Here is an 11,246-nt window from a genome sequence, read left to right on the forward strand (position 1 = left end):
CGCTCCTTTCAGGGAGATGGCGGGGCGCTGTAGGGCGCGTTGGAGAGAGGATGGCTGGCGAGGCCGCCCAGCCCCACCGGGCCGGCGCTGATCACCAGCAGACCCAGCCCGCCGGCGAGGCAGAGATTTTTGAAGAAATCCCAGAAATGCTGGCGGCCATCTCCGGCATCGCGCCAGAAATGCGGATATTTCCAGAAGGGATGGAAGAGGATGGCGGTGACGACGCAGAAACCGGCCAGGATGAAGGCGGCCAGCCGGTCATGCCAGCCGAAGACGATGCAGAGCGGGGTGAGCGCCTCGATGGCGATGGCGACCACCATCAAGGCTTCGGGGCAGGGCAAGGGCTCGGTTTCCTCCTGCGCCATCGCCTCCTGCCAATGCACGATCTTATCGTAGGCGGAGAGCGGGAACATGCAGACCAGCAGCAGCCGGGCGAGAAGATCGGGAGCGGTGTGGAGGAGGAAATTCATGCCAGCCGCGCCTCGACATGGGCGGCGACGCGCAGCGCGTTGGCGATGATGGTCAAGGTCGGGTTCACCGCGCCGATGGAGGGGAAGAAGCTGGCATCGGTGACGTAGAGATTATCCAGCTCATGCGCCTTGCAATTAATGTCCAGCACGGAGCTTGCGGGATCTGTGCCGAAGCGCATGGTGCCGGCCTGGTGCGAGGTGGCTTCCAGCCCCATCGGCAAAGAGAAATAGGCCAGACGCTCCGCACCCCATTTATAGCTCTTGCTCAAGACGCGCTTTAATTCCTGGCGCAGGCGGCGATGCTCATTGGCGTTGGTTTCGGTGAAATCCAGCTGCACCTTGCCGTTTTTGTAGGCGATGCGGTTTTCCGGCTTCGGGATATCCTCGCTGGAAAGCCAGAAATCGATGGCGTGGCGGGCCATCCAGTCGAAGGGGAGCTTCGGCAGCCAATGCAGCCAGGAGGGCACGGCCTCGCCGAGAATCTGCCCGGTATGGACCTTCGCGCACATCTGCACCAGCCCGAGCGGCGATGGCGTCTCCGGCGTGCCGAAATAGAAATCCGACAGGCCCAGCGTTTTCTGGAACACATCGTCATTCGGGGTGCGCATCAGCGCCATCAGGATCGACTGGTTATGGCGCATATAATTGCGACCGACCTGATCCGAACGGTTGGCGAGCCCGTTGGGATGCGCATCGCTGAAGGAGCGCAGGAACAAAAGTGCCGAGGAGAGCGCGCCGCAGGCGACGACGACGATATCCGCGCTGAGCTGATAGATTTCGCCATCCTGCTCGACCTCGACGGTGCTGATGGCGCGGCCATTCGCGCTGGCGTGCAGGCGCCTTACGTAGGTCTTGGTGCGCAGCTCAAGATTTGGGAATTTCGCCAGCGCCGGGTCGACGCACATCACCTGCGCATCCGCCTTGCCGTTGAGCAGGCAGGGGAAACCATCGAAGGCATCGCAGCGTATGCACACGCTCTCGGGCATTGGCCGTCCATGCGCCTCGGTCAGCTTGATGCCCAGCGGCATATGGAACGGATGCAGATTCTGCCTGGAGAGACGCGCGGCAATGTCGCCGATCACCGGCTCGTGCGAGACCGGCGGATGCGGGAAGACGCCCCGCGGCGGCTCGGTCGGGTCCTCGCCGGCCTGGCCGTGAACGCTGAACAAGGCCTCCGCCTCGTCATACCAGGGGGCGAAATCCTGATAGCTCAGCGGCCAGGCGGGGGATGGGCCGTCCTCATGCTGGAGCAGGCCGAAATCGCGCTCACGCAGGCGGAACAGCGCGGCGCCATAGACCTTGGAATTGCCGCCGACGAAATAGTGCAGGCCGGGATGGAAGATTTTGCCGTGCTTGTCCCGCCAATCCTCCCGCGCCTGGTAGGCGCCTTGCATGAACACGGTTTTCGCATCCCAGTTGGCGCGCGCGCGCGGCAGATAATCGCCCCGCTCCAGCATCAGGATTTTCTTGCCGGTGCGCGCCAGGCGCTGCGCGAAGCTGGCCCCGCCCGGCCCGCTGCCGATGACGATGACATCGTGATGCTCAGCCATGTCAGACCGCCTCCGACGATTTCACCGGCGCCGCCGCGCCCTCGCCATCAGCGCGCTTGGCCGCCGGGCCGTGGGCGCGGGTGAGGTTGTAGGCGGAATTGATCAGGCCGATATGCGAGAAAGCCTGCGGGAAATTGCCGACCTGACGCCTGGCCTTGGCATCATATTCCTCCGCCAGCAGCCCGAGATCGTTGCGCAGGGACAGGAGCTTTTCAAACAGCGCCTCCGCCTCCTCGAAGCGGCCGAGCAGCACGTAATTATCGACCAGCCAGAAGCTGCAGGCGAGGAAGGCGCCTTCATTGCCGGAGAGCCCGTCCGTCCCGGCTTCGGTGCGGTAGCGCAGCACGAAGCCATCGCTGAGCAGATCTTCCTCGATCGCCTTCACCGTGCCGGCGACGCGCGGATCATCCGCCGGCAGGAAGCCGGTGAGGGCGATCAGCAACAAGGACGCATCGACCTCCTTGGCGCCGTAATATTGCACGAAGCAATTGCGGGATGCATCGAAGCCCTTGGCACAGACCTCCTGGTGAATCGCCTTGCGGATGCGCCGCCATTCGCCGACCGGGCCTTCATGGCCATATTCCTCGACCAGGCGCACCGCGCGGTCGAACGCGACCCAGGCCATCACCTTGGAATGGGTGAAATGCCGGCGTCCGCCACGCATTTCCCAGATGCCGTCATCCGGCTGGTCCCAGATTTTCGCCAGCCGTTCCAGCAATTCCAGCACGAGATTCCACACGCCCTCTTCCTGCGGCAGATCCTGCTTGCGGGCGAAATAGAGCGCGTCCAGCACCTCGCCATAAATATCGAGCTGCACTTGGCCGGAGGCGGCGTTGCCGATGCGCACCGGTTTGGAATTTTCATAGCCGGGGAGCCAGTCCAACTCATATTCATCGAGCCGGCGCGCGCCATCCAGCCGGTACATGATCTGCAATTGCTCGGCGCTGCCGGCGATCGCGCGTGAGAGCCAATGGCGCCAGCGTTTCGCCTCCTCCACATAGTTGGATTCAAGCAAGGCGTAGAGCGTCAGCGTCGCATCGCGCAGCCAGCAGAAGCGGTAATCCCAGTTGCGCTCGCCGCCCAGCTGCTCGGGCAGCGAGGTGGTAACCGCCGCGACGATCCCGCCAGTTTCAAAATGCGCCAGCGATTTCAGCGTGATCAAAGAACGCTGCACGGCATCGCTATATTTGCCCGCACCGGGGAAGCGCGCGGCCCAGCCGGTCCAGAAATCCTCTGTCTCGGTCAGCGCCGCCTGCAAATCCACCGGCGGCGGCTCGTCGCGATAGGAGAGCGTCCAGCCCAAGGCGAAATCCACGATCTCGCCTTGCTTGACGGTGAAATTCAGCTGGTCGCGAATGGCGCCGTCGGGCGGGCGGACGCTGGCCTGCAGCACCAGCTGGTCCGGCCCGACGACGAATTTCAGCCGCCCGTCCCCCAGCCGCGTCACCCAGGGGATGGAGGCGCCGTAATCGAAACGCACGCACAGGGCGGCATTCATCTCGATTGTGCCGGAAATCCCTTGCACCCGCCGGCAGAGATAAGAGCGCCCTTCCTCACGCGCCATGAAATCGATGAGCTTGGCGCTGCCGCCATCGGTTTCATAGAGCGTCTCCAGGATCAGCGTCTTGCCCCGGTAGGCGCGGCGGGAACGATGCGCGCCGCTGGGGGCGATGCGCCAACGGCCGTTATTCTCATCACCCAGCAGAGCCGCGAAACAGGCCGCGCTGTCGAAGCGCGGCATGCACAGCCAGTCCACCGAACCGTCACGGCAGACCAGGGCCGCCGTCTCGCCATTGCCGATGACAGCATAATCCTCGATTTTCGCCGCCATGATGTTATCCCCCGTGCGCGAAGCCGGGATACAGCGTCATGCCGCCATCCACGAACAGGGTGGCGCCGGTGACGTAGTCTGAATCATCCGAAAGCAGCCAGGTGACGGCGCGGGAAATATCGTCCGGCTCGCCGATGCGCTCATAGGGCACCAGCTTCATCAGATTATCGTAGGCCTCCTGCGTGGCCCAGGCGTCATGGTTGATCGGGGTGCGGATCGCGCCCGGCGCCACCGCATTCACCCGCACCCGCATCGGCGCCACTTCCTGGGCGATGCTGCGCATCATCATATTGATGCCGCCTTTCGAGGCTGCGTAATTCACGTGGCCGGCCCAGGGGATTTGCTGATGCACCGAGCTCATGCAGACGATCTTGCCCAGCGCCACGGAAACATCCGGCTGCGGGCCGCGGCGCTTATATTCGCGCACCGCCGCGCGCACGGTGAGAAACTGGCCGGTGAGGTTGACGCCGATGACGTCATTCCACTGCTCCAGCGTCATATCCAGCAACGCCGCGTCGCGCTGGATGCCGGCATTGCTCAGCACCGCGTGCAGCGTGCCGAATTCCTTCACCCCGGCGGCGAACAACGCCTCCACATCCGCTTCCTTGGAGACATCCGCCTGCACGACGATGGCGCGCCGTCCCAGCGCCTCGATCTCGTGCGCCAGCTCATCCGCGGCCTCCGGGCTGCCATTATAATCGATCACCAGATCCGCCCCGGCGCGGGCCATGCCCAGGGCCGAGGCGCGGCCGAGGCCGGAACTGGCGCCCGTCACCAGGGCCTTGTGGCCCGCCATCGTCTGCGCGTAGGGCCGGTTGGCCAGCTGATCCGCAATCTGGCGTTGATCGTCGGACATGAAGTGCTCCTTTTCCGCAATGCTGAAACAGAGTTGGGACATGCCCCGGCAGGATCAACGCAAAAGCCGCCGCTGAAACCCAACGGAAACATGTAAACCCTGTCAGCTTACGGACATGCGGCGCGCCGGACCGGGTTTGACAAGCCGCCCCCCTCTGCCGGTAGGATCGCCGCGAATTCATGAGGCGGAGCGTTTTTATGAGCCATAATATGCAGTTCTTCATCGACGGCGCGTGGGTGGACCCGATCACGCCGCAGGCGATCGAGGTGATCGACCCGTCGACCGAAGAGGCCTTCACCCGCATTTCCGGCGGCAGCGCCGCCGATGTGGACAAGGCGGTGGCGGCGGCGAAGGCCGCCTTCGAGAGCTTCTCGCGCACCAGCCCGGCGGCGCGGCTGCAGCTGCTGGAGGCGGTGCTGGCGGAATATGACAAGCGCTATGAGGATATCGCCCAGGCCTGCAGCCGGGAGATGGGCGCGCCCTTGGCCTTCGCCCGCGACGCGCAGGCCTGGATCGGCCAGGCGCATCTGCGCGAGATCGTGCGGGTGATGAAAGAGTATAAATTCGCCTGGATGGAAGGCGACATGCAGATCGTGAAAGAGCCGATCGGCGTGGTGGGGATGATCACCCCGTGGAACTGGCCGCTGAACCAGATCACCTGCAAGGTCGGCCCGGCTCTGGCGGCGGGCTGCACCATGGTGCTGAAACCCTCCGAGGTGGCGCCGCTCACCGGCATCATCTTCGCCGAGGTGATGGAAAAAGCCGGCGTGCCCAAGGGCGTGTTCAACCTGGTGAATGGCGATGGCGCCAGCGTCGGGGCGGCGCTCTCCGCGCATCCGGATGTGGATATGATGAGCTTCACCGGCTCCACCCGGGCGGGCATTCTCGTCGCCAAGGCGGCGGCGGACACGGTGAAGCGCTTGCACCAGGAGCTGGGCGGCAAATCCCCCAATATCCTGCTGCCGGAGGCGGATTTTGCCAAGGCGGTGCCGCAGGGTGTGGCCAATCTGTTCTCCAATAGCGGCCAGAGCTGCAATGCGCCCTCGCGCATGCTGGTGCCGCGCGCCCGCCATGAGGAGGTGGTGGAGCTGGCCCGCGCCGCCGCGGCGAATTTCGTGGTCGGCGATCCGCGCTCGGAAAACTCCAATCTCGGCCCGGTGGTGAGCAAGATCCAGTTCGACAAGATCCAGGGGCTGATCGAGGCCGGGATCGCCGAGGGCGCCACGCTGGTGGCCGGCGGGCCGGGCCGGCCGGAGGGGCTGAGCAAGGGTTATTATGTGCGCCCGACCGTGTTCGCGGATGTGACGCCGCAGATGCGCATCGCCCGCGAGGAGATTTTCGGGCCGGTGCTCGCGATCATGCCCTATGACAGCGAGGAAGCGGCGATCGCCGAGGCGAACAACACGGTGTACGGGCTGGCGGCCTATATCCAGTCCGAGGATCTGGCCAAGGCCCGGGCGGTGGCCAGCCGGATGCGCGCCGGCACGGTCTATATCAACGCCCCGCCGACGAAGATTTCCGCCCCCTTCGGCGGCTTCAAGCAATCCGGCAATGGCCGCGAATGGTCGCATTGGGGCTGGATGAGTTCCTGGAGATCAAGGGCGTGGTTGGGTACGGGGCCTGAAGGAGATGTCGATGACGCTCGACGCCGCCAGCATCGCCACGCTGGAGAGCATTTCCACCGCGACCCTGACCACGGTGCTGCTGAAGAAAGGGCTGCGCAATGTCTGGCTGCGCGGCGCCAGGCCGTTGCGCCCGGGGCAGCGGCGGCTGGTCGGCCCGGCCTTCACGCTGCGCTTCGTGCCGGCGCGTGAGGATCTGGCCACCCCGGCCTCCTGGTCCTCGCCGATCTCCACCCGTGCCGCCATCGAGGCGATGCCGGAAGGCTGCATCGCCATCGTCGATGCGATGGGCGTCACCGATGCCGGGATTTTCGGAGACATACTCTGCCGGCGCATGCGCCTGCGCGGGGTCGCCGCCCTGGTGACGGACGGGGTGGTGCGCGATGCCGCCGGGGTGCTGGGGAGCGAGCTGCCGGTCTGGTGCGCCGGAATCGCCGCCCCGCCCTCGGTCGCCGGCCTCACCTTCGTCGGCTGGCAGGAGCCGGTGGGCTGCGGCGGCGTCGCGGTGTTCCCGAACGACGTCATCGTCGTGGATGATGACGGCGCGGTGGTGATCCCGCAGGCGCTGCTGGAGGAGGTGGTGGCCATCGCCGTCGAGCAGGAGCGCCAGGAAAGCTGGATCTATGCCCAGATCGAGGCCGGGATGGCGCTGCCGGGGCTGTACCCGCCGAATGAGGAAAACAAGGCGCGCTATGAGGCGTTCAAGGCCGCGCAGGGGACGTAAACCTCCAGCACCCGTCCAAGCACTGCCGGCGGCGGCGCGCGACGCCGCGCCGGCAGCCCTACATGACAAGTAGGCCATCCCGGCCCCGCCCAAACCGCCCTGAAACGCCAAGCCGGCGCCTGCGGTTTTCCACCCGCCGCGAAAACCTCCGAATTTTTTCAGGCCCCCTGAAAAAAATCCCTCACCGCCCCGGGCGCGGCCAAAAAACATATCGTTTTCAAACAGATAAAACATGCAGGCCGGGGCACTCCAGGTCCCGTGCCGGGGCTTATTTGTCCCGGGTCTTCACCGCGCCTCCACAGCCTTATCCACAATGTTATCCCGGAAGCTGTGGATAAATCATTGCCATTCCTTAAGAAATTCCCGGTAGGGTTGATGTAGGCGGTCTCATATTAAAAAATTAACCAAAAACTTAGACTTGCATGTCTTTATTTTTTTGCATACCCGTAAGACACGGATTTGCGGTTTCGATAAAGAACCTATATCGTTGTCAAAACATAACGGCTTCCGGCGCAGTCTGTCAGACCATGAGCCGGAGGAGAAGGACCCGGACTAGAAGGACCCGGACGAGAAGGACAAGGAAAGATGGCACGCAGACCCAGCTATGAGCGGCGGCCGACTCAAAAGGAGCGCCGGGATATTGTCGAACAGGCCCCCACCGTTCGGGACGTGATCGAAGCGTTCGGCGGGGTGAAGGATGTGGCGGATACGGTGGGCATCGCGCATCCGTCGGTCTGCCAATGGGTGCGCGAAAACCGCATCCCGCCAGGCCGGGTGAGCGAGCTGGCGCGGCATTACCGCGTCACCCGCACCGCCTTGTCGCGTTTCGTGGCGTTGCGCTGAGGATTTAGAGCAATATGTGTTTAGGTTGACGCGCCAGCGTCAAAATAAACACATGAAATTGCTCGCTAAAACAAAATTTAGAGCATCAAGCTAAAAGCTTGATGCTCTAAGCGGCCGGCTCAAAGCCGCTTCGTTTCAGTCCTCGGTCACGCGGCGCCGGCCGGGCACGGTGAGTTCGCCGCTGCCGGGTTTTGGCGGTTGCGGGCGCTCGCCGCCGCGCGCGCGCCAGGCCTGCAGGCGCCAGACATAGGCCAGCACCTCGGCGCAGGCGCGGTAGAGCGCCACCGGCACGTGCTCGTCTGGCTCCACATAGCGATAGACCGCGCGCGCCAGAGGCGGGGCCTGCACCAGCGGGATGCCTAAGGCGCGGCCGCGGGAGATGATCTCCTCCGCCTGCAGCCCGGCGCCTTTCGCCAGCAGCAAGGGCGCGCGGTCCGCGCCCTTCCGATAGCGTATGGCGCAGGCATAATGGGTCGGGTTGGTGACGATGACGCTGGCCTCGGGGATGCGCTGCATCTGCCGGGCGCGGGCCATCTTGCGGGCCAGCCGGCGCTGCTGGGATTTCACATGTGGATTGCCGGCGACATCCTTCATCTCCTCGCGCATCTCGCTGTCGGACATGCGCAGGGAACGGCGATGCAGCCAGATCTGTAAGGCCAGATCCCCCGCCCCCAGCACCAGCACCGCCAGGCCGGAGGCGCCCAGCACCTGCAGCACCAGCAGCAGCACGGTCTCAGGATCCGGCCGCAGCGGCCCGGCGAGGCCGGCGAATTCGTCGTGATGCAGCAGGATCATCAGCCCCCCTGCCCCGCCGATCACCGCGACTTTCAGCAAATTCTTGCCGTTCTCGATCAGGCCGGTGGTGGAGAAGATCTGCGAGAGACCGCGATCGGGCATCAGCGCCGCGAAATCCGGCAGCAGCGGGTTGAGGGTGAAGACGAAGCCGCCGGAGGCGAAGCTGGCCGCCACCGCGAGCAGCGCCAGCAACAGCAGCAAGGGGGCGACATCGCCCAGCATCGTCGCCTCCCAGCCGCTCGCCGCGCCCAGCGAGGCGGTGCCGGCCTGGGCCAGGCAACCCGCCATGTCCGCCGCCAGCCGCCCGCCCAGCCCGCCGGCGGCGGTCAGCCCGGCGATGATGATGGCGATGATGATGGCGGCGCGCGGGAAATCCTGCGAGCGGCGGATATTGCCCTTCTCCTGCGCCTGGGCCAGGCGGCGCGCGGTGGGGGCGTGTTTCTTGTCTTCCGAGCCGCCCTCAGCCATGGATCAGCCCGCCCAGTGTCTGCATCCCGGCCTGCAGCATGAAGCGCAGCGCGTGGCCGATATAGAACACCGATTCCGTCATCACCCAGAGCCCGCCCAGGATCAGCAGCGGAAAGCCGATGGAGAGTAGATTGAGCTGCGGCGCGAACACGGTGGTCAGGCCGATGGTGAGATTGATGCAGAGCGCGATGGCGATCACCGGCAGCGAGAGCGCCACCGCGCTGCCGATCAGCATATTGCCCAGCTGCGCATAGCCGCCCCAGACGCCGAGATTGGGCAGGCCGACCCCGTGATCGAAGGAGTGGAACAACGCGCTGAACAGCCACTCCACCCCGCCCGCCGCCATGAAGCCGACCAGACCGGCCCAGCTCATGATGTCATAGAGCACCGGCGTGTCGCCGCTCGCACCCAGCATTTGCAATTCGGCGAAGCTGAGGCTCATCGACAGCCCGGCGATCTCGCCGACACTGGCGACGGCCTGGACGATCAGCTGCATCACCATGCCGATGGCGGCGCCGAAGGCGATCTGGGTGAGGCCGATGCCAATCGCGGTGAACGGGTCCGCCGGGTAGGGCGGCAGATGCGGCAGCCAGCCGGCCAGGGCCAAAGCGAAGGCGGCGGCGATGATCGCCTTCACCATCGCCGGCATCATCGCCGAGCTGAGCAGCGGAGCGGTGAGCATCAGCCCGGTCAGGCGCAGGAAGGGCCAGAGGAACTGGCCCAGCCACTGCATCACCAGCGCCTGGCTCAGCGCCATCTCAGCCCCAGCTCAGCCGCACCAGCTGCGGCGCATGCGCGATCCAGCCGGTGGCGAAGCGCTCCAGCAGCGGCAAAATGCCGAAGGCGCCGGTCAGGCTGAGCCCGATCATCGCCAGCAGCTTGGGCATCAGCGAGAGGGTGGCATCCTCAAGCTGGGTTGCGGCCTGCAGATAGCCGATGACAAACCCCATCGCCAGGATGATGCCGATCACCGGCAGCAGCACCATCAGCTCGGTGGCCAGCGCATGGTGCAGCAGGCGCAGATAAAGCGGCGCCATCAATGCCCCGGCACCGCGAAACTATTCGCCAAAGTGCCCAATATCAGCACCCAGCCATGGATGGAGACGAACATCAGCAGCTTCAGCGGCAGCGAGATCAGCGTCGGCGAGACCATGATCATACCGAGCGACATCAGCACCGAGGCGACGGCGAGGTCGATCAGCACGAAGGGGATATAGATCAGAAAGCCGATCTGAAACGCCGTCTCCAGCTCCGAGGTGGCGAAGGCGGGGACCAGCACGGTGAAGGGCACATCCTGCGGGCTGGCATAATGATTGCCCGAGAGATCGACGAAGAGATGCAGCGGCTCGGTGCGGGTCTGGCCGAGCATGAAGGCCTGCAAGGGCGGCTGCGCGGCCTGCACCGCCTGCTCGAAGCTGAGCTTGCCGTCCAGATAAGGCTGCAAGGCGGCGCTTTGTTCCTGCTGGATCACCCCGCGCATCACGAACACGGTCAGCGCCAGAGAGAGCGCGATCAGCACCATGTTCGGCGGCGTCGTCTGCAGCCCCAGCGCCTGGCGCAGGATGGAGAGCACGATGATGATGCGGGTGAAGGCGGTCATCAGCAGGATGATGCCGGGCAGGAAGGCGAGCGCGGTGATGACCAGCAGCGCCTGGATATCCAGCGAGTAGGTGGCGCCCTGCTTGCCGTTGACCGACTGCACCAAGGCCAGCCCGGCGGCCGGGGTGGCGGCCGACGTGGCGGCATGGGCGAGGGCGACGCCGCCAATGGCCAGCAGCGCCAGCCCGGCGAGGAGCGGCTTAAGCCTCATCGTCGTCAACCCGATCCAGCCGGCCGATGCGATGCACCCCGTCCCGGCCGATGCCGATAAGAAAACGCTGCCCCTCGATCTCCGCCACCGCCAGCATGTTGCGCCCGCCCAGCGAGCGCACATGGCTGAGCGCGATCTTCTGCGCCGGGCTTGCACGCTTGCCAAAGCGCCCGCGTTGCAGCGCGCGCGCCCCCCACCAGGCCACGCCCAGCAGCGCGAAGATCACCAGCAGCGAGGTGAGCGAGGAGGCCCAGAGCGAGGCTGGCGGCATCAAAAG

Annotated in this window: 11 protein-coding genes and 1 pseudogene; 3 read left to right on the plus strand and 9 right to left on the minus strand. The window is 65.1% G+C overall.

Translation table 11 applies throughout. From position 1 onward, the window contains the following. Nucleotides 1–8: 8 nt before the first annotated feature. The 4 genes from ACZ46S_RS08260 to ACZ46S_RS08275 are packed head-to-tail and all read right to left on the minus strand — an operon-like array spanning nt 9 to nt 4,707. Nucleotides 9–470 (minus strand): DoxX family protein, encoded by a 462-nt coding sequence (locus tag ACZ46S_RS08260; protein WP_464064102.1) that lies wholly within the window; start codon nt 468–470, stop codon nt 9–11. After that, entirely contained in the window at nt 467–2,020 is a 1,554-nt protein-coding gene (locus ACZ46S_RS08265; RefSeq protein ID WP_464064103.1) for an FAD-dependent oxidoreductase, read from the minus strand. The genes ACZ46S_RS08260 and ACZ46S_RS08265 overlap by 4 nt, the downstream gene beginning before the upstream one ends. Nucleotide 2,021: 1 nt before the next feature. Further along, the gene (locus ACZ46S_RS08270; protein ID WP_464064104.1) at nt 2,022–3,851 is read right to left on the minus strand and encodes a glycoside hydrolase family 15 protein; all 1,830 of its coding nucleotides are present in this window, start codon (nt 3,849–3,851) and stop codon (nt 2,022–2,024) included. A gap of 4 nt (nt 3,852–3,855) precedes the next feature. Next, on the minus strand, nt 3,856–4,707 hold the full coding sequence (locus ACZ46S_RS08275; RefSeq protein WP_464064105.1) for an SDR family oxidoreductase: 852 nt from the start codon (nt 4,705–4,707) through the stop codon (nt 3,856–3,858). 209 nt (nt 4,708–4,916) lie between these two features. On the opposite strand from ACZ46S_RS08275, the pseudogene ACZ46S_RS08280 reads away from it, so the two are divergent. The 3 genes and pseudogenes from ACZ46S_RS08280 to ACZ46S_RS08290 form a co-directional block, all read left to right on the plus strand. Beyond that, nucleotides 4,917–6,233 (plus strand): annotated as a pseudogene (locus tag ACZ46S_RS08280) (aldehyde dehydrogenase family protein); the annotation flags it as partial. Nucleotides 6,234–6,342: 109 nt separating this feature from the next. Continuing rightward, nucleotides 6,343–7,053: a ribonuclease activity regulator RraA gene (locus ACZ46S_RS08285; RefSeq protein ID WP_464064106.1), complete on the plus strand. Its 711-nt coding sequence runs from the start codon at nt 6,343–6,345 to the stop codon at nt 7,051–7,053. A gap of 585 nt (nt 7,054–7,638) precedes the next feature. After that, nucleotides 7,639–7,896, plus strand: coding sequence for a Cro/CI family transcriptional regulator (locus ACZ46S_RS08290; RefSeq protein ID WP_295737578.1), 258 nt, complete (start codon nt 7,639–7,641; stop codon nt 7,894–7,896). 135 nt (nt 7,897–8,031) lie between these two features. Here ACZ46S_RS08290 and ACZ46S_RS08295 read toward each other — a convergent pair whose 3' ends face one another. From ACZ46S_RS08295 to ACZ46S_RS08315, 5 genes are read right to left on the minus strand one after another with little or no spacing between them, the layout of a single operon-like run. Continuing rightward, nucleotides 8,032–9,159: an EscU/YscU/HrcU family type III secretion system export apparatus switch protein gene (locus ACZ46S_RS08295; protein WP_464064107.1), complete on the minus strand. Its 1,128-nt coding sequence runs from the start codon at nt 9,157–9,159 to the stop codon at nt 8,032–8,034. Beyond that, the gene (locus ACZ46S_RS08300) at nt 9,152–9,916 is read right to left on the minus strand and encodes a flagellar biosynthetic protein FliR (RefSeq protein ID WP_464064108.1); all 765 of its coding nucleotides are present in this window, start codon (nt 9,914–9,916) and stop codon (nt 9,152–9,154) included. The genes ACZ46S_RS08295 and ACZ46S_RS08300 overlap by 8 nt, the downstream gene beginning before the upstream one ends. Nucleotide 9,917: 1 nt before the next feature. After that, nucleotides 9,918–10,196, minus strand: coding sequence for a flagellar biosynthetic protein FliQ (locus tag ACZ46S_RS08305; protein ID WP_464064109.1), 279 nt, complete (start codon nt 10,194–10,196; stop codon nt 9,918–9,920). Continuing rightward, nucleotides 10,196–10,969: a flagellar type III secretion system pore protein FliP gene (gene fliP, locus ACZ46S_RS08310; RefSeq protein WP_464064110.1), complete on the minus strand. Its 774-nt coding sequence runs from the start codon at nt 10,967–10,969 to the stop codon at nt 10,196–10,198. Before fliP ends, ACZ46S_RS08305 begins: the two co-directional genes overlap by 1 nt. Beyond that, nucleotides 10,959–11,240: a flagellar biosynthetic protein FliO gene (locus ACZ46S_RS08315; RefSeq protein WP_464064111.1), complete on the minus strand. Its 282-nt coding sequence runs from the start codon at nt 11,238–11,240 to the stop codon at nt 10,959–10,961. The genes fliP and ACZ46S_RS08315 overlap by 11 nt, the downstream gene beginning before the upstream one ends. Nucleotides 11,241–11,246: the final 6 nt, after the last annotated feature.

The sequence above is a fragment of the Acidocella aluminiidurans genome (genome assembly GCF_055383125.1).